This is a genomic window from Saccharococcus sp. Marseille-Q5394 (assembly GCF_946901335.1).
In the GTDB taxonomy this organism is placed as follows: domain Bacteria; phylum Bacillota; class Bacilli; order Bacillales_A; family Planococcaceae; genus Sporosarcina; species Sporosarcina luteola_C.
This window is the reverse complement of sequence record NZ_CAMPPQ010000001.1, coordinates 1,949,075-1,966,939: the sequence shown is the minus strand read 5'-3', so window position 1 is coordinate 1,966,939 and position 17,865 is coordinate 1,949,075. Positions and strand designations below refer to the sequence as shown.

Below are 17,865 nucleotides of genomic sequence, written 5' to 3'. Positions count from 1 at the left end.
GAAAGGTGAGGATAGTATGAAAAAAATAATTACAGGCGGACTCATTGCAACAGCGTCAGATTTGTATGAGGCAGATATCTTGATCGAAAACGGCAAGATTGTCCAAATCGGCAAAAACATATCAGCTGAAGGAGCGGAAATTGTAGATGCTACGGGCAAATACGTGATGCCTGGAGGAATTGATCCGCATACGCATTTGGATATGCCGTTCAACAACACGGTGACAGATGATGATTGGAAGTCGGGTACAATTGCCGCTGCCTTCGGAGGGACGACTACCATTTTAGATTTCTGTTTATCAGCGGGTGAAAAGAAACTTGCTGATGCTGTGGAAAAGTGGCATGAAAAGGCAAAGGGGAATGCAGCCATTGACTACGGCTTTCATTTAATGATTACTGATTTAACGCCTGAAACAGAGGTGGAGTTGCCTTTGTTGTTAGAACGGGAAGGGATCACATCTGTCAAAGTGTTCATGGCGTATGCGAAAGAATTCCAGGCGTCAGATCGTACGCTGTTCAAAGCCTTTAAAATCGCAAAAGACATAGGTGCTGTTGTGATGGTGCACTGTGAAAATGGTTCAGTCATTGATGAATTAGTAGAGGAGGCGAGGCAAGCCGGCCAGACAGCTCCGATTTACCACGCACTGACACGTCCTGCGGAAGTGGAAGGCGAGGCGACGAAACGGGCCATTGAACTGGCGCATATAGCAGGTGCCAAGCTTTATGTTGTCCATGTGACGTGTAAAGAAGCGCTAGATGAAATTATTACAGCGCGAGAAAAAGGCTATGACGTGTATGGGGAAACATGCCCACCTTACTTGACACTCGATCAGTCAGCGTTAGCCCAGCCAGGCTTCGAAGGGGCGAAATATGTGTGGTCACCGCCACTTCGCCCGAAATATCATCAAGAGCATTTATGGAATGCGCTAAAAGCAAAGCAGCTGCAAACAATCGGCTCGGATCAATGTTCTTTCAGCTTCAACGGAAAAAAGCAATTAGGACTGAATGACTTTTCAAAAATTCCAAATGGCGGACCTTTTATCGAAGATCGTTTCAGTATTTTATATTCTGAAGGCGTTGCGAAAGGGCGGATTTCCATCCATGACTTCGTCGATATGATTTCGACAAGTGCCGCGAAAATTTTCGGTTTATACCCGCAAAAAGGAACGATTGCTATAGGATCTGATGCAGATATCGTGATTTTTGATCCTGCGGTAAAACGTGAAATATCCGCGGACACCCACCATATGAATGTCGATTACAATCCGTACGAGGGATGGGAAGTGACCGGAGAACCCATCAGTGTACTTGTACGTGGTGAATACGTCATTAAAAACAGACAATTTGTAGGTGCATTAGGTAGTGGCCGTTATATCAAGCGCGCCGCACAGAAGACGATTGCAGAACGAATCAACGTCTGAACATCAATCCATTAGGGGGAATGGTTTAATGAGTTCGCAACTCGAACGTAATTTTTCGGAAATGACTGGCAGAATGACGAAAAATGAAGCGATAGAAGAAGCTAATCGCTGTCTGTACTGTTACGACGCACCTTGCATCACAGCTTGTCCAACAAGTATTCAAGTTCCAAATTTCATCAAGAAAATTGCTTCAGGCAATATGAAAGGTTCGGCCATGACGATTATGGAGGCCAATCCGATTGGTGCAAGCTGTGCGCGGGTATGCCCGACCGAGATACTATGTGAAGGTGCATGTGTGCTGAATTCTTCGACCAAGCCTATCAAGATAGGACAACTGCAACGTTATGCAACTGACTGGGCGATGGAAACAGATGTAGAACTATTTAAAAAAGGTGAAGCCAATGGAAAAAGGATCGCGATTGTGGGCTCTGGTCCTGCGGGCTTGTCGGCGGCACGAGAGCTTAGTCGATTCGGTTATAGTGTCACGATTTTCGAAGCGGAGGCAAAGGCGGGTGGCTTGAACACTTATGGCATCGTGTCTTTCAGATTGCCGAATGAGGTAGCGGATTGGGAAGTGGCTCAAGTTGCAAGGCTTGGTGTGGAAATCAAAACAAACACAAGAGTGGGCGTGGATATTTCTGCCGAGGAAATTTTAACGCAATATGACAGTGTTATTTTAGCGGTTGGGATGGGGTCCGTACCAAACCTCGGCATCGAAGGTGAAGAACTCGAAGGCGTCCATGATGCCATTGAGTTTGTAAAGCGCACGAAAATGGGTGTACTGACAGAGGACTTGATCGGGAAACGTGTTGCTGTCATCGGTGCTGGAAACACAGCTATAGATGGGGCGACTTGTGCTGTGCGGCTAGGTGCTGAACAGGTTGACATCCTTTATAGAAGAACGGAAAAAGAGATGACTGCCTACCAATATGAATATGAATTTGCCAAGCAGGATGGCGTTGGATTCAAGTGGCTGACAGCGCCGAAGCGAATTATTGGTGATGTGGCAGGGAAAGTGGTGGGCCTTGAGTGCGTCAAGATGAAGCTTGGAGAGGCAGGAGCAGACGGCAGGCAACGACCTGAAGCAATCGAGGGTTCTGAGCTTGTCATTGAGGTTGACGCAGTCATTAAAGCAATTGGACAAACGCGTTTTGTCCCGCTCATTGAAGCGTTTGGATTGCAGCATACGAACGGGGTTGTAGACATTGATGAAACGACTATGCAAACGTCGAATGACAAAGTGTTTGCATGCGGGGATGTCGTGTTCGGCAACGGCCAAGGTGAGGCGATGGTCGTAACAGCTGCACAGCAAGGTAAAGATGCTGCGAAAATCATTCATAAGCGTTTCAGAAAACCGAGCGAGATCGCATAGGGGGGATCATATATGGCAGACTTACGAATTGACTTAGCGGGAATTAAATCACCGAATCCATTTTGGTTAGCATCAGCACCACCGACTAATTCGGGCTATCAAGTGCAACGTGCATTTGAAGCGGGCTGGGGCGGCGCAGTATGGAAAACGCTGGGCGAACCGATTTTGAATGTGTCATCGCGCTTTGCGGCTGTCAGCTTCAATGGACAAAGAGTAGCGGGCTTCAATAATATTGAGTTGATTACAGACCGTCCATTAGAGGTTAATCTGAAAGAAATTCAGGAAACGAAGAAAAGGTTTCCAAATCACGCCATTATCGCTTCCTTAATGGTCGAGCCACAGCAGGAAAAGTGGCATGAGATTGTCAAGAAAGTAGAAGCTGTTGGAGTTGATGGCCTAGAGCTGAATTTCGGTTGTCCGCATGGGATGGCGGAACGCGGAATGGGATCAGCTTCCGGTCAAGTCCCTGAATTGGTTGAAAAGCAGACGTACTGGGTGAAGGAAGTTGCACGCACACCTGTTATCGTCAAGCTGACACCGAACATAACGGATATTACGATGACGGCAGAAGCGGCAGTGCGCGGCGGGGCAGATGCTGTCAGTATGATCAATACGATCAACAGTTTAGCTGGAGTCGATCTGGATACATGGAATACGGTGCCGCATGTTGGCGGGAAAGGGGCACATGGCGGATATTGTGGGCCGGCCGTCAAGCCGATTGCACTGAATATGGTCGCGGAATGTGCGCGGAATCCCCTCGTCAATGTTCCCATTTCGGGTATTGGTGGGATTTCAAACTGGCAGGATGCTGCAGAATTCTTGCTGATGGGTGCAACAGGCGTACAAGTTTGTACAGCGGCGATGCACCACGGATTCAGTATTGTCGAAGATATGATAGATGGACTGAATAATTATTTGGACGGGAAAGGTATTGCCTCAGTGATGGATTTGGTTGGTCAGTCCGTACCGCGCTATTCAAACTGGGGCGACTTGGATCTGAACTATAATATTGTCGCTCAAATCAATAATGATGTCTGCATCAACTGCAATAAGTGCCATATCGCGTGTGAAGATACGTCGCATCAATGCATTGACCTATACACAGAGAGCGGTCGTCCAATGTTGAAAGTGCGTGAACAGGATTGTGTGGGCTGTAATTTATGTGCGATTGTATGCCCGGTGGATGGTGCAATTTCGATGATTGAAAGAAAGTCTACGATTCCGCCGATGACATGGAACGAACGTCAATCACTTATCAGCAATTTCACCCGCTGAAAAAAACAGCCCGAATTCTGGTGCGAAGTGAGAAAGAAGAGAATTGATTGTGCGTTAACTGGAAATCTACTAAAAGGGAGAGAAATGTATGGCGAGTGGCGGAGATTATTTAAAATCCCCGGATTTACTTCCAGTGACACATCAAAATAGAAGCGTTGGCACATTTGGTTTTGCTGTTATCTGGGTAGGAATGGCGATTGTTTTAGCCGCCTTTGCAATTGGCGGCTCAGCTATTATGAGTTTGTCATTGCCGATGGTGATTTTAGCGACGTTAGCCGGTTCCGCATTAATCGGTGTATTCATGACATTAATCGGTGATATTGGTGTTGAGCACGGCTTGTCCTTCCCGGTGTATATGCGAGCCCCGTTTGGAACAATCGGTACGCATATACCTTCACTCGTCCGCGGAGTGACAGCAGCTTGCTGGTTCGGACTTAACACTTATTTTGGCGCGATGGCCATCAACGGGATTTTGAATTTATTATTCGACTTCAATAATTGGTTTTTATGTTTCCTTGTGTTTGCGGCATTACAGTTATTCAACACATCGCTCGGCATTAAATCCATTGAGCGATTTGCGGATTTTGCAGCGCCGGTTATTATTCTAATATCGTGCTGGATGTATATTACGCTTGCCGATAAAGCGACGGTTCAAGGGAAAGATGTGTGGACTTGGGTGGAATCCCCGACAACAGGAATAGCGGCTTTTACAGCCTTCATGGTTGTGATGATGGCGAACATGGGGTTCTGGGCGACATTGGCAGCTGATATGCCGACACTATCACGATTCTTTAAAGCACCAAAAAATGAACGCAATTGGTTCAAGCGTAATAAAACACAGTTAGTCGGCTCTTTGATCGTGATGCCGATTACGAATACATTTATCGTGACGATTGGCGCAGTGGCTTACATGGCAACGGCCTCTGCTGATCCGATAAATGCCTTGATGAATAGCGCAAGTGGAATTATACTCGGGGTTTTATTGCTGATGATCGTGTTGGCGCAATGGTCAACAAACACTTCCGCAAACGTTATTCCTGCAGCAACGATTTTCTCGAACATCGGCGGACCGAAAGTGCCATTCTGGGCTGCTGTCATTATTGCGGGGGTAATCGGGGTTTTAGCACAGCCCTGGAATCTGTTTGCCGTGTTGGTCAACGTCCTATTAATCATTGGTGGTATTTTAACAGCCATTGTGGGAATATTGTTCGCAGACTATTATTTGATCCGTAAACGTCGTGTGAACGTAAAAGATCTGTACGAATTAGACGGCCAATATAAGTTTCTGAAGGGCTTTAATTTAGCAGGGCTATTTGCTTGGGTGATAGGTGGAGCGTTAGCGAATATGTTCCCAACGTATTCTTCATTGGTCGGCTTTTTCGTTGGGGCGATTGTCTACTACGTGCTGGCAAAATATTGGTGGTTTAAGAAGTACCCGCAAGCTGAACTGGATAATCCAAGTGATGAGGAGTATTTAGGGATTACAGTTGGCCACGACTGGGACGATATCGTCATGCAGGAGATGGAAGGAAAAGGTACTGAATAGGAAAGCGGGGTGTTTGTATGTCCGATCATTTGTTAAGTTTGGATGAAATGAAACAAGTTGACGGTTATGTAGCCAATGGCTTTAAGGTCCATTCTGTACGTGAAAACTTAAGTGGCACATTTGTCGAGTTTAAACGGCAGGAAGAAGAAGTTTGTTTGCAGATTATGACTGCCGAAGCGCGTAAATATTTTGCAGCAAAGCTCCTGGAACAAACGCTGAAACAAGAAGATATGTCAATTTAATAGAAAGCGGTGAGACTCTATTCTGGTACTGGAATAGAGTCTTAATTATGAAGCTTGATTGGCCATACATCCCGAGAAGTTTTATTGAATTGCAGCCTTTACTAACGCTAAATCTTCCACTAATAACCTATACAAATTAGGCCGGCGTCTGACGGCTAGCGGGTGGTAGGCGACAGTTGTCCGAAATCCCTTCGCATCATGCCAGCTGCCGCGCAACCCTTTCACATCGACTTCCGCATCTTCGAAAAAGGATTGCACGGCCACATTGCCCATGCATATGATGAGTTCGGGTTTCTGCAGTTTGAGCTGTTCATCCAGATGGCGGTGCATGCAGATGTCCCGTGTTTGTTCTTTATCGTATTTTCGAATGGGCCTTCTTTTTAGAATGTAGGTTACGTAGATTAGGTTTTTATCCAACCCCACTTCATAAACAGCTTGCTGCAATGTCTGCCGTGTGCCGCAGATCATCGGATTCCCTTCACGATCATCACGGGCGCCTGGATTATCCAGAATCACCATGATCGGTGCCTGTGGATTCCCTTCTCCCCAAACCATTCGTGTTCCTTGCTTATAAAGACCACATTCCTCGCAATTAATCTGGCTCGCCGGCGTCGGATCTTCCGGCCATATTTCTGGGCAAAATGACGTCATTTTGATTCACTCTCCTAACAGATTAGAATACCCTTTGTCGGATGGTTCATGCATGTCGGTTTAATGGTTGAAACTTACAATTGCTTATTAGTATATATGTTATATACTATGAAAAGAAAATCTATGAAAATACGTCGGTTGGAAGAGGGAAACATCTTGAAGAAATTCACTATTTTAATCATCGCTCTATTACTATTATTGTCGGGAACTAAAGGAATAACAGTCGTTCATGCGGATACAATACTACCATTTGATACAATTATCGAAGGGAATCTATCCGAACAAACTTCTATGGACGCTTACACGATAACTATTTCCAAAGCAGGTACATTGACGATTACGACGAAAGTTTATTTTAATGCTGCGTTAATGGAACTTCGCGGAGCGAAAAACGAGGCAATAGATCATATGGTAGGAATTTATCATGGTCGACCGGAAAATCCCACCACGCTTACAAAGGTTTTTCACCTTGAACCTGGTGTATATACTTTATTTGTAAAAGATATGAATAAAACAAGTTTTGGTGATTATAGTGTTCTCGCTACTTTTGATCCTGCGAATAATAATGAAGTCGAACCGAATCAGACGTTTACAGAGGCAATGCCGATCCCAGTGAACGGGGAAAAAATCAGAGGATTTCTTAGCTGGGCTGATAGGGACGACTATTACAAAGTGAAAATGGACGAACCCGGTAGATTGGTAATAGACGTTGACTCCCAGTTGGGGCGCGGAAGCCTTTACTTATACGATTCAAAAGAGAAAGAGGTATATCGGAAATTTTTAAGTGACTATCAGGGGCTGCCCATACTTTCGAAATCCCATATGGATCTGGAGGCGGGTATCTACTATATCCGTATGAATGGCAACAGCTTTTCTTACCAACCAATCTATGAAATGAACGTCTCATTTTTCCCTGCTAACAATGAAGAGGTTGAACCGAACAATAGTAGGGGAACTGCGATCCCACTTCTAATCACTGACGATAAGACCCATATCGGCTTCTTAAGTTATACGGATATGGTTGATTACTATCAAATTGAAATGAAGTATGACGGCTATCTGACGATTGATTTTTCATCTGAATTCAGCGGGTATGAATGGATGGATGAAAAGGGTAATGCCTATGGCTTCTTGCATATAAGTGATGGGGAAGTTGGAAAACCGGAACAATCGTCGAAAAGGTTGGAACTTAAGAAAGGTATCTATTATTTTATTCCCAAGACAACGGACTATCGGGAGGGCGGCTTATATACAATGTCCTTTAAGGTGGAACATGCATTTAAGGATGTAGCTAATAGATATTCAGACGCCGTTACGTATTTGGCGAACAAAGATGTGACAAACGGAATTTCGGCGAGCGAATTTGGTGTCAATCAACGAATTAAACGGGTGGATGCAGCGATTTGGCTTGCTAAGATCATGAACCTTGATACATCGGATGCAGGTCCAACCCCATATGTAGATGTTCCGAAAAGAGCATGGGGCGCGGTGAATGCCTTAAAACGGGAAAAGATTGTGAATGGTAAGTCGGCGACTCATTTCGGTGCAGATGACACAATGACCCGTGGCGAAATGGCGTTGTTGATCCAAAGGGCATATAAATTATCGGGCGATGGAGTGACGCATCCTTTCACGGATGTCTCTTCGCGCTATGACGAAGCGGTTAGGGCTTTAATGAAGAATATCATTACGCAAGGAAAGACAGTGAATAAGTTTGGAACGGATGATGCCATTACCCGTGGTGAAATGGCATTGTTTTTATACCGTGCAGAATTGAACTAACGATAGGAAGAGGAAAACAACTTGAAGAATATCAGCATCTTAGTCATCACTCTTTTACTGTTTTTATCAGGATTTACAGGAGCAACAACAGTAGCGCATGCGGACACAGTTTTACCTTTTAATACAACTATTTCAGGGAACATTTCCGAACAAGCTCCAATGGACGCGTACACGATAACTGTACCGAAGGCAGGTACATTGACGATTACTGCGAACGTTCATTTTAATGCAGCACTAATGGAACTCCGAGATTCTAATAATGAGCTTACAGGCCATCCTGAAGGAATTTATAATGGTCGTCCAGAAAATGCTACTTCGCTTAGCAAAGATATTAACGTCGAACCGGGTGTATATACTTTATTTATTAAGGATGCCAATAAAGATAGTTTCGGTAATTATAATGTGAGTGTGTCATTTAACCCGGCAAATAATAATGAGACCGAGCCGAATCAGACATTTACGGAAGCGATGCCGATAAAGGTGAATCGGGAACGGATCAGAGGGTTTATTAGCTGGAATGATACTGCAGATTATTACAAAGTCGAATTGGATGAACCTGGTCGTTTGGTAATCGACATTGACTCCAAAATGTTCAATGGATCTGTCCGCCTGTATGATTCCGAAGGGGAAATGATTTCTTGGGATAGTCTTGGATTCTATAACGGCTTGCCGCTACATTGGAAATCGCATACTGATCTTGAAGCGGATACTTACTATATTAGTATAAAAGGTAATGACTATTATCAAGGTATTTATGAAATGGACGTCTCTTTCATCCCAGCCAACAATGATGAGATTGAACCGAATAATAGTAGGGAATCGGCAACCCCGATTGCAGTAAACGACAACAAGATCCATACCGGTTTCCTAAGTCATACGGATAAAGAAGATTATTATCGGATTGAAATGAAGTATGACGGGTTTTTAACGATTGATTTTTCATCCGAATTCAGTGGGTATAGTTTGATGAAAGAACGAAGCATTTCGTATGATTCCCATTTGAGTAGCGGTGCTGTCGGGAAACCAGAAAAGTCATCTAAACGGATTGAGCTTAAAAAAGGCACGTATTATTTCATTCCTTCCATAAAAGTACTTTGGCAGGGCGGTGTATATACAATGTCCTTCAGAGCTGAACCTGCGTTTAAGGATGTAACTGGCAGATATTCACCCGCAGTCACGTACTTGGCAGAAAAGGAAGTTGCAAAAGGGATTTCGGGAAGCGAATTTGGCGTCAAAGATAACATCAAGCGGGTAGACGCAGCGATTTGGCTAGCTAAAATAATGAATCTTGATTTATCGGATTCACGCCCGACCCCATATGTCGACGTTCCGGAAAGAGCGTGGGGCGCGGTGAATGCCTTAAAAAGGGAAAACATTGTAAACGGAAAATCATCGACTCATTTCGGGGCAAATGACACGATGACCCGCGGTGAAATGGCATTGTTGATCCAAAGGGCATATAAATTATCAGGCGATGGAGTGAAGCTTCCCTTCACCGATGTCTCGTCGCGCTATGAGAATGCGGTAAGGTCTTTGATGAAGAATAATATAACGCAAGGGAAATCGGCGAGTAAGTTTGGAACTGACGAGGCCATCACCCGTGGTGAAATGGCGTTGTTTTTATACCGCGCGGATAAAAAGTAAGGATGAAAAAGAGTGGTCTATGGACTGCTCTTTTTTTATGGGTGTGTATATAGGACTTCGTGGGGATTACATTATCAGAAAACTTAATTATAATTTAGTTAAGGAGGATCATAAGGAGGGTCATTTAATGAAGAAACGCTATTTGATCGGCGGATTATTATTGTTTATTCTCCTCTTTGCACTCGTAACTAATCCCTCAGAGAAGGAGTATTTGCAATTTAGCGAAGAGCATTATGGCCCGCCGCCACTATTAGCAAAAATAGAAACCGAAAGAATAAACTTCTTGCTCTTTTCAACATACACGCCAATTTATCATTTTGAATACGGAATTACCTATTTAGGTGCATTCGGAATGTTTTTTCAAATATCCGATGGACAGTTTGACTATCCGAGGTGGTTGGAATTATTTAAGTAAATTTTTTATTTGACCAATGAAAGGAGAACGGGCTGCCGGAGTAGAAATTGTAATGAAAGGTTAGGGGAGGTATGGATATGCTACCGCAGGAGTTGGCTGTTGAAAAAATTAGTGAAAGCTTGAAGAGTGATCCTCGTGTCCAAGCGATCTTTCTCAAAGGGTCGATGGGGAGGGGCGAGCATGATGCACATTCGGACGTCGATCTCTATTGCTTGGTGAACGAGGAGGATAAAAAGGATTTTCTTGCGAGCCGGGTGAAGCATTTACAAGCGTATCGCGACATTATTTTAATGGATGATATTTTCATTGTAGCCCCTCAGATTATCGCGGTGTTCGATGATTTATTACATATTGATTTATTCACGGTGACTAAAGAAACATTTGTGGGTGGTGACCATTTCAAGGTGCTGTATGATCCATATCATTTGCTGGATGAATTGATGGAGACGCCAGGGCTGGTGTTGTCGGAGGAGGAATATCGGGACGATGTCATGGATGTCGGGTGGTTTTTATTCCAATACTCGAAGTCCGCTGCACGGGGGAATGATATTTGGTCGGTTCGGATGCTGACGAATGTCGTGCATCATTTGGGAAGGGTGCTGCTCTATCGATATGCACCGGAACGGGCGAAGTTGGGGTTGAAGACGATTGAACAATCATTGCCGAGGTCCGTTGTATCAGAGTTGACGGAAATTCTGGAGTTCATCACACCCGGAAAGCATGCGCAGGCTGTAGTTCTAATGAGCAGATTGCTCGATAGGGAGTATGAATGGATTCGGTTGCAGTGGAGTGAAGAAAGTCAGCAGATGAGGTTTCTGCGGAGAATGATTGATGGGTATATAGGGGAAAGGGAGGAGGAAGAGGTATGACGCAAGTTTGTGTGATTGGCATTCATGTGCCGGATTTAGAAAAGGCGATTGATTTTTATACGGGGGTTTTGGGGTTTGAGGTGAACAAGGAGTATGGACCGAAGATTGTAACACTCGTTCACGGGGATTTGCCTATTGTGTTGGAGGAAACGGAAGTGGCGGCGTTTAATAAGACATCTTCAGGCGTTGAGCTGACACTGAAAACGGATGACATCCATCGATCCCTTGCGATACTAAAAGAACATGATGTCGAATTGATTATCGCAGAACCCGCAGATTGCCCGCCAGGAAAGTATATCAGTTTTCGTGATCCTTTCGGGAATGTGTGGGAGTATTTGCAGTTTAATTGAATAATTAGTTTTCCATTGAGTGAATATGCTAAACTAGTAAATAGCGGAATACTATTTAAGGAGTTGAACCATATTCATTTATAAGCCTAGAAAAGCCCCTCTTTTGTTAGAAGGGCTGGAGGCGGCGATTAGGCGATTGCCAAATCACCATGAAGCGATTCCTGTTTTGCGTTCGAAGTATGCGGCGGTCCAAGCCGGATTTGGCGGCGAACAGGAATTGGACAAGGTGCTTGAGGACTATGATTTTTCAATGAAGCATGGCATTTTCCACGATCTATCGTTACTGTCCAGCACCCATTTTCAAATTGACTCGCTCTTCATCACCCCATCATATGCGGTTTTGTTTGAAGTGAAAAACATTGCGGGTGAATTGACGGTGACTGAAAATCCACCACAATTAATTCGCGTGTTGGATTCCGGACAGGTGAGCGGATTCAAAAGCCCGATTGCCCAACTTGAAAGCAACTGTGAACTGTTTCAAGACTGGTTGTATAGTCGAGACATCTCATTGCCGGTATACGGGGCAGTTGTACTCGCCTACGCCAAGCAACGCATTGAAGTATTCGATACGAAAATCCCTGTTTTATTCCCAAGCGCGGTTCCCACTTTCATTCGCAAACTCCCAACAACCTCCCCATTGTTGGATGACGAAACGTTTGCTATCCTTTTAACGCAGCTAAGCAGCTCCCATCGCGATTTCATTCCCTCTCCTATCTGTAAGACATATTCCATTCGACACAGCGACATTCGGACGGGCGTGATTTGCCCGGGATGTGGGTTAATTGGCATGGAGAAATACAATGGTGGGTGGCGTTGTTTATCCTGTGCAAGGGCGAGCCGAGATTCCCACAAACAAGCGATACGAGACTGGTTCCTTTTGTTTGGTGGCGGAATGAGGAATAAAGATTGTCGAGAGTTTCTGAGAGTTGATCGGCAGCAGACTGCCCATCGGCTATTGACGTCTATGGATTTAGATGTGGAAGGGGCTAAACGAAACAGGTTGTATATCATGAAATTTGATATGGAAAGCAAAAAGCGCACATAATTTGTGCGCTTTTTTGATGTCGATAGGCCGTTTCGGTGATAAACTCGTTCAAGTCGGTGATAACACTTCGAGTTTCGGTGATAAAAGGGTAAGATTCGGTGATAAACCCGCGATATTCGGTGATAACTCCCTAGGAGCCGGCGAAAAAGGAAATCACCCATGAAAAAGGTGCTTAGATCGGCACATCTTGTTGAAAACTGCCGATTCGGTGATAAAGGACTGAGAATCGGTGATAAACTCGTTCAAGTCGGTGATAACGGTTCGAGAATCGGTGATAACACGTCTAGAATCGGTGATAACGCCGCGTGCAAAGCACCACGCCCCATCACTCCACCTCAATCAACCCACTCTCCACCAAAAACTCCTCTGCTACCCTCTCCACCATCATGCCGTCGTTGTCGACTTTGGCATTCATTTTTTGCATGGCTTCTTCGTTGATCATGCCTTCGAGCTGTTTCAAGACGGCTTCGATTTCAGGGTACTCCTTCAGCGTTTCTTTCCGCACGAGTGGGAGTGCGTGGTAAGGAGGGAAGTAGGATTTGTCGTCTTCCAATACACGCAAGTCGAATTCCTGCAGCTGACCATCTGTCGTGTAGGAGTTGATGACGTCAACTTCGCCTGCATTAATGGAACGGTACATGATGCCGTGGTCCATACCTTTGACGTTCTTGAACTTCAATCCATATTCCTTCGAAAAGCCGGGGAGTCCGTCGGGGCGATCGATGAATTCGAAGACCGCGCCTAACGTGAAATCTTCGGAGTAAGCAGCGAAGTCACTAAATGTGACGACGCCAAGTTCTTCCGCTTTTGATTCGTCCAACGCGAGGGTGTACGTGTTGTTGAAGCCAAACGTGTTGAAGGCGATAATGCCGTCTTCACCGACGAGTCGTCTTGTCATTTCCAACGTTTCCTCTGCGTTGCCTGGCTCCTCATGGTAATAGTTGACGACGATTGTCCCTGTGTAATCGGGAACGACGTCGATATTGCCGTTCAGCATCGCATTCCATACGACGTTGGAGCCGCCGAGGTTTTCTTTATAGATGACTTTAATATCTGTTTTATTCTCAATCAACTGCCCCATGACGTGGGACAAAATGATGCTTTCCGTATTGTTCCGCGAACCGAGCGTCAATGAATCTTCTTCAATGAAGATGCATCCGGTCAACATGCTTGCGACAACTGCAATGAGCAGTAATGAAATAAACTTTTTCCTCATTACACTTTCAATCCTTTCGGTGTCGTCCAGCGCTCAACCGAGCTGAAGAACACTTCTAGAATGATGGCAAGCAGTGCGGCCGGGATCGCGCCAAGAAGGATCAGTCCATCGATTCCACGCGTAATTCCAAGGAAAATGAAATCGCCGAGTCCGCCAGCACCAATAAATGCGGCAAGTGTAGCGTTACCTACGTTAATGACTGCAGCTGTCCGGATTCCGGCCATGATGACAGGAATTGCCAGCGGAAGCTCAACTTTGAAAAGAATTTGCATGCTCGTCATGCCCATTCCTTTGGCTGCTTCCCGAGTAGCCGGGTCGACGTCGCTAATACCTGCGTACGTGTTTCGCGCAATCGGCAGCAGCGAATAAAGGAAAAGTGCAGCAATCGCCGTTTTCACGCCAATCCCGAAAATAGGGATCATGAAACCGAGCAAGGCGAGACTTGGAATTGTCTGCATGACGCCTGTGCCACCGAGTACGAGTGTCGTCAGTTTTGGAACTCGGGTGACAAGGATTCCTAGGAACACGCCGAGAATGATCGCGATCAACATCGAAAAGAACACAAGCTGAATATGAACGGATGTCGCTTCGAGAACTTCTCTCCAGCGCATCTGCGATTGTTCGGTCAATTGTTGCCAAATAGATAAATTATTCATATAGCAACCACCTCTACTTCCGTTTCCGTCCACTGGCTGGACAATGCGGATAGCAACGAACCGCGTGTTACAAGACCAACGACCTTATTCTTTTCATCCACGATAGGAATCAGGCCGAACGGTGATTCATCCATCATGATGATGGCGTCTTTTGCGGAAGCAGTGTCTTGCAAGATGTGGCTGATCGGCTGCATGAGTTCTTCAATGGTACAGATGTCGTTCACTTTCTTGATGACGTCGTAGGCGGATACGATGCCTAGCAGATTTTTTGAATCATCTACAATGATGAGATCCGTGATTTTCCTCTGCCGGATAAGTGAAATTGCCTTTTCAGGAGAACTTTGAGGAAGAGATGTGACAACCGATTCGGACATAATGTCAATAACCGGCATCAGTTCAGGGTTTTGGATAATTCGATGCTTGCCAATAAACTCCTCGACAAAACCGTGGGCAGGTTCGTGAAGTAATTTCTCTGGAGTGTCCAACTGAAGAAGCTTTCCGTCTTTCATTATTGCGATGCGGTCACCCATTTTGAGTGCCTCGTCCATATCATGAGTTACAAAAATGATAGTCTTATTCAATTTTTTCTGTAATGAAATGAGTTCACCCTGCAATTGCTCCCTTGTAAGCGGGTCCAATGCGCTGAACGGTTCATCCATTAAGATGATTTCGGGGTCGGATGCAAGTGCACGGGCAATACCAACGCGCTGTTGTTGTCCCCCGGAGAGTTCTTTTGGATAGCGTTTTGCGTAGATTTTAGGATCGAGTCCGACCAATTCAAGCAGTTCGTTGACTCTTGGTTTGATTTTTTCCTGGCTCCATCCGTTTAATTCAGGAACGATGGAGATGTTTTTTTCAATCGTATAGTGGGGGAATAAACCGATCTGTTGGATCACATAGCCGATGCCTCTTCGAAGGTCGGAAGCGACATACGATTTGTTATCCTTACCGTTTATCGAAATCTTCCCACTTGTATGCGGTTGCATCCGATTAATCATTTTCATCGTAGTTGATTTACCTGAACCACTCGGACCGATGAGAACGAGCAGCTCGCCTTTCGGAATTTCAAAGCTAACAGAATCAACAGCCTTGAACCCGTCATCATATACTTTACTTACGTTTTCAAATTTCAGCATATAATCCTCCTATGTTTTTTCACAAAACTGTAATGTGTTGAATTTGGAATGAAAATATAAAGCGGCAACAAAAAAAGAAGACATTTATGCTTCCTGAACAATCAGGTGCGTCTGTCTCGCTAATTAGTATATCATATTTCGGAGATGGAAGTAATGGAAATTGGATATTTAGTAGGTTTTTAGTATATGTATTTTGTGAGACTTAAGACCTTCGCGTGTGTAACTTTTCGCAAACTAGCGAATGGATGATAAACCAATCCTATTCAGTGATTTAGTGCTGAAAGTAGTTAATGAATTAGTTTAAGAAGGTGATGAAGTACCGAGAGTCGGTAATGAAGGAAAACACCTATGAAGATAATTCCTTTTACCTATAAAAATACAGAAACTTGCGAGTCGGTGCTAACACCCGCCACCTAGCTGAAGGTTCGACCATTGTAGAAGTGTCCGACCTCGGCGGAAATGAACTATAATACTAACTAACGAAAGGGTGTGCAGCGGATGGAGATGAATGTTTTCATAGTGGAGGACGATCGGGCGATATTTGACTCGCTGAAGGAAAGGCTTGGGCAGTGGTCGCTTCAAGTGTCGGGGCCAGAAGATTTCCATGACGTGATGGGGGCTTTCATCCAAACGAAGCCTCATCTGGTCATACTCGACATCCAGCTTCCCGCTTATGATGGATTCCATTGGTGCCGAGAAATCCGCGCGGTTTCGAAGGTGCCGATCATCTTCCTGTCGTCGCGCGATCATCCGATGGATATGGTGATGGCGATGAATATGGGGGCGGATGATTATGTTCAGAAGCCGTTCCATACAGATGTGCTGCTTGCGAAAATCCAAGCGACACTCCGTCGTACATATGCGTACACAGAAGAGCCGGCGGATGTGCTTGAGTGGAACGGCGCGATGATTGATATGAAGCGCGGTGTCATTCGACTTGATGGAAATGAAGTGGAACTGACGAAAAATGAATTCTTCATCTTGGCGGTGCTTGTCCAGGCGAAGGATGAAATTGTGTCACGCGATGAGTTGATCCGCAAACTTTGGGATGACGAACGGTTCGTTAACGACAACACATTGACCGTAAATGTGACGCGGCTGCGCCAAAAACTTGCAGACATCGGACTTGGTGACGCGATTCTCACAAAAAAAGGAATGGGTTATATGGCGGTCAGCCTGTAGGGGGATACGATGTTCATTGCATACTTGAAGGATATGAAAAGTTGGATACTCCTGTTTGCCGGATCTATTGCGGTCACTGACTTAATGGTTTTGATTGATAAGGGGCTGGCAATGAAGCTAAGCTCCCTCATTTACCTTAACCTGCTGCTCGTTGCTATTTTCATTTCATTCCTCATCTGGCGCTACAAAAAGGAGACGCAATATAAGAAAGAACTTCTTCAAATTACTGAAGATCCTTCAAGGGACTGGCAGGAAGGGCTTCCGGAACCGCATTTCAATCGTGACGAAACAATCAATGATCTGTTGAGGCATGTGGCGGATGCTCATTTGCAGAAGCTTTCGGAAGTGAAAGCCGCCAACCTTATGGAAAGCGACTATACAGCGGCGTGGGTGCATGAAGTGAAGGCGCCGTTGACGTCGATGAAACTGACAATCGACGCAAATCGTCAAGATCCGGCCATCCGTAAAATAGAGTCAGATTGGCTGCGTGTCCATTTGCTGATCGATCGGCAGCTCTATATTTCACGATTAACCACGCTTGAATCGGATTATGTATTGGAGAAAATTAAGGTGCAACAGTTGCTCACACCCGAAATCCGCGAGCTGCGATCTTGGTTTATTGAGAAAAATATCGCAGTAGAAATCGAAGGTGATATGGAAGTGCTCACGGATAGCAAATGGTGCCGCTTCATCATCCGCCAATTGTTGACGAATGCAGTGAAATACAGTCCGGCAGGCGGCGTCATCTGTATTCGAACTAGTCTATCACCGGGAGGAAATCCGGTTTTATCAATAAAAGACGATGGCCCGGGAATCCCGGCTCACGATTTGCCCCGTATTTTCGACAAAGGGTTCACCGGGGGCACGGGAAGGCTGCATAATGCTGCGACAGGACTCGGGTTGTATCTTGCCCAACAAGTGGCTGGGAAGATTGGAATATCCCTGTCGGCGCACTCCGAAATAGACAATGGAACGACGATGAAAATGATGTTTTCAACCGAAAACAAGTTTGACGCCACACGAACATGACAATAATGTCACATTGGCCGACCTGTTTGTCATCT

17 protein-coding genes are annotated in these 17,865 nt (G+C 45.1%); 13 read left to right on the top strand and 4 right to left on the bottom strand.

Annotation, left to right across the window (positions count from 1 at the left end; all coding sequences use genetic code 11):
• Positions 1–16: 16 nt before the first annotated feature.
• The 5 genes from hydA (at position 17) to OC538_RS09390 (ending at position 5,855) form a co-directional block, all read left to right on the top strand.
• A complete protein-coding gene (gene hydA / locus OC538_RS09410; RefSeq protein ID WP_262174675.1) occupies positions 17–1,420 on the top strand; it encodes a dihydropyrimidinase in 1,404 nt (467 codons plus the stop codon).
• A 28-nt stretch (positions 1,421–1,448) separates the two neighbouring features.
• Complete coding sequence (locus OC538_RS09405; RefSeq protein WP_262174672.1) at positions 1,449–2,792, top strand: NAD(P)-dependent oxidoreductase; 1,344 nt, start codon at positions 1,449–1,451, stop codon at positions 2,790–2,792.
• A 12-nt stretch (positions 2,793–2,804) separates the two neighbouring features.
• Complete coding sequence (gene preA / locus OC538_RS09400; protein WP_262174670.1) at positions 2,805–4,067, top strand: NAD-dependent dihydropyrimidine dehydrogenase subunit PreA; 1,263 nt, start codon at positions 2,805–2,807, stop codon at positions 4,065–4,067.
• Between the two features lie 88 nt (positions 4,068–4,155).
• A complete protein-coding gene (locus OC538_RS09395; protein ID WP_262174666.1) occupies positions 4,156–5,613 on the top strand; it encodes an NCS1 family transporter in 1,458 nt (485 codons plus the stop codon).
• Between the two features lie 17 nt (positions 5,614–5,630).
• Complete coding sequence (locus tag OC538_RS09390; protein ID WP_262174664.1) at positions 5,631–5,855, top strand: hypothetical protein; 225 nt, start codon at positions 5,631–5,633, stop codon at positions 5,853–5,855.
• 81 nt (positions 5,856–5,936) lie between these two features.
• Here OC538_RS09390 and OC538_RS09385 read toward each other — a convergent pair whose 3' ends face one another.
• Positions 5,937–6,506 (bottom strand): uracil-DNA glycosylase, encoded by a 570-nt coding sequence (locus OC538_RS09385; RefSeq protein ID WP_262174660.1) that lies wholly within the window; start codon positions 6,504–6,506, stop codon positions 5,937–5,939.
• Positions 6,507–6,662: 156 nt separating this feature from the next.
• Between OC538_RS09385 and OC538_RS09380 the strand changes: the two genes are divergently transcribed.
• The 6 genes from OC538_RS09380 to OC538_RS09355 all read left to right on the top strand — a co-directional run bounded on the left by OC538_RS09380 (position 6,663) and on the right by OC538_RS09355 (position 12,611).
• Positions 6,663–8,288 carry an S-layer homology domain-containing protein gene (locus OC538_RS09380; protein WP_262174657.1) on the top strand — a complete coding sequence of 542 codons (1,626 nt, stop codon included), beginning with the start codon at positions 6,663–6,665 and terminating at the stop codon, positions 8,286–8,288.
• A 21-nt stretch (positions 8,289–8,309) separates the two neighbouring features.
• Entirely contained in the window at positions 8,310–9,932 is a 1,623-nt protein-coding gene (locus OC538_RS09375; RefSeq protein ID WP_251693267.1) for an S-layer homology domain-containing protein, read from the top strand.
• Positions 9,933–10,059: 127 nt separating this feature from the next.
• Positions 10,060–10,347, top strand: coding sequence for a DUF4359 domain-containing protein (locus OC538_RS09370; RefSeq protein ID WP_251693269.1), 288 nt, complete (start codon positions 10,060–10,062; stop codon positions 10,345–10,347).
• 77 nt (positions 10,348–10,424) lie between these two features.
• A complete protein-coding gene (locus OC538_RS09365) occupies positions 10,425–11,216 on the top strand; it encodes a nucleotidyltransferase domain-containing protein (protein ID WP_251693271.1) in 792 nt (263 codons plus the stop codon).
• Positions 11,213–11,566, top strand: coding sequence for a VOC family protein (locus OC538_RS09360; RefSeq protein ID WP_251693273.1), 354 nt, complete (start codon positions 11,213–11,215; stop codon positions 11,564–11,566). The genes OC538_RS09365 and OC538_RS09360 overlap by 4 nt, the downstream gene beginning before the upstream one ends.
• A gap of 136 nt (positions 11,567–11,702) precedes the next feature.
• Complete coding sequence (locus tag OC538_RS09355; RefSeq protein WP_251693275.1) at positions 11,703–12,611, top strand: nuclease-related domain-containing protein; 909 nt, start codon at positions 11,703–11,705, stop codon at positions 12,609–12,611.
• A gap of 325 nt (positions 12,612–12,936) precedes the next feature.
• Here the strand turns inward: OC538_RS09355 and OC538_RS09350 are convergent, their stop codons facing one another.
• Genes OC538_RS09350 through OC538_RS09340 form a run of 3 tightly spaced genes read right to left on the bottom strand, consistent with a single transcriptional unit; the run spans position 12,937 to position 15,619 of the window.
• Positions 12,937–13,827 carry a glycine betaine ABC transporter substrate-binding protein gene (locus OC538_RS09350; protein WP_251693279.1) on the bottom strand — a complete coding sequence of 297 codons (891 nt, stop codon included), beginning with the start codon at positions 13,825–13,827 and terminating at the stop codon, positions 12,937–12,939.
• A complete protein-coding gene (locus tag OC538_RS09345) occupies positions 13,827–14,483 on the bottom strand; it encodes an ABC transporter permease (protein ID WP_251626762.1) in 657 nt (218 codons plus the stop codon). Before OC538_RS09345 ends, OC538_RS09350 begins: the two co-directional genes overlap by 1 nt.
• Positions 14,480–15,619, bottom strand: coding sequence for a betaine/proline/choline family ABC transporter ATP-binding protein (locus OC538_RS09340; RefSeq protein WP_251693281.1), 1,140 nt, complete (start codon positions 15,617–15,619; stop codon positions 14,480–14,482). Before OC538_RS09340 ends, OC538_RS09345 begins: the two co-directional genes overlap by 4 nt.
• A 498-nt stretch (positions 15,620–16,117) precedes the next feature.
• Here OC538_RS09340 and OC538_RS09335 point away from each other — a divergent pair, with 498 nt between their 5' ends.
• Together OC538_RS09335 and OC538_RS09330 are read left to right on the top strand one after the other, a co-directional pair.
• Positions 16,118–16,801, top strand: coding sequence for a response regulator transcription factor (locus OC538_RS09335; RefSeq protein ID WP_285846860.1), 684 nt, complete (start codon positions 16,118–16,120; stop codon positions 16,799–16,801).
• Positions 16,802–16,810: 9 nt separating this feature from the next.
• Positions 16,811–17,830 carry a sensor histidine kinase gene (locus OC538_RS09330; RefSeq protein WP_251693282.1) on the top strand — a complete coding sequence of 340 codons (1,020 nt, stop codon included), beginning with the start codon at positions 16,811–16,813 and terminating at the stop codon, positions 17,828–17,830.
• Positions 17,831–17,865 lie beyond the last annotated feature (35 nt).

What these genes read in the sequence shown, in the direction of transcription:
- hydA (WP_262174675.1), top strand. Translation starts at nt 17, where the DNA reads ATGAAAAAAATAATTACAGGCGGACTCATTGCAACAGCGTCAGATTTG.
- OC538_RS09405 (WP_262174672.1), top strand. Translation starts at nt 1,449, where the DNA reads ATGAGTTCGCAACTCGAACGTAATTTTTCGGAAATGACTGGCAGAATG.
- preA (WP_262174670.1), top strand. Translation starts at nt 2,805, where the DNA reads ATGGCAGACTTACGAATTGACTTAGCGGGAATTAAATCACCGAATCCA.
- OC538_RS09395 (WP_262174666.1), top strand. Translation starts at nt 4,156, where the DNA reads ATGGCGAGTGGCGGAGATTATTTAAAATCCCCGGATTTACTTCCAGTG.
- OC538_RS09390 (WP_262174664.1), top strand. Translation starts at nt 5,631, where the DNA reads ATGTCCGATCATTTGTTAAGTTTGGATGAAATGAAACAAGTTGACGGT.
- OC538_RS09385 (WP_262174660.1), bottom strand. Translation starts at nt 6,506, where the DNA reads ATGACGTCATTTTGCCCAGAAATATGGCCGGAAGATCCGACGCCGGCG.
- OC538_RS09370 (WP_251693269.1), top strand. Translation starts at nt 10,060, where the DNA reads ATGAAGAAACGCTATTTGATCGGCGGATTATTATTGTTTATTCTCCTC.
- OC538_RS09365 (WP_251693271.1), top strand. Translation starts at nt 10,425, where the DNA reads ATGCTACCGCAGGAGTTGGCTGTTGAAAAAATTAGTGAAAGCTTGAAG.
- OC538_RS09360 (WP_251693273.1), top strand. Translation starts at nt 11,213, where the DNA reads ATGACGCAAGTTTGTGTGATTGGCATTCATGTGCCGGATTTAGAAAAG.
- OC538_RS09350 (WP_251693279.1), bottom strand. Translation starts at nt 13,827, where the DNA reads ATGAGGAAAAAGTTTATTTCATTACTGCTCATTGCAGTTGTCGCAAGC.
- OC538_RS09345 (WP_251626762.1), bottom strand. Translation starts at nt 14,483, where the DNA reads ATGAATAATTTATCTATTTGGCAACAATTGACCGAACAATCGCAGATG.
- OC538_RS09340 (WP_251693281.1), bottom strand. Translation starts at nt 15,619, where the DNA reads ATGCTGAAATTTGAAAACGTAAGTAAAGTATATGATGACGGGTTCAAG.
- OC538_RS09335 (WP_285846860.1), top strand. Translation starts at nt 16,118, where the DNA reads ATGGAGATGAATGTTTTCATAGTGGAGGACGATCGGGCGATATTTGAC.
- OC538_RS09330 (WP_251693282.1), top strand. Translation starts at nt 16,811, where the DNA reads ATGTTCATTGCATACTTGAAGGATATGAAAAGTTGGATACTCCTGTTT.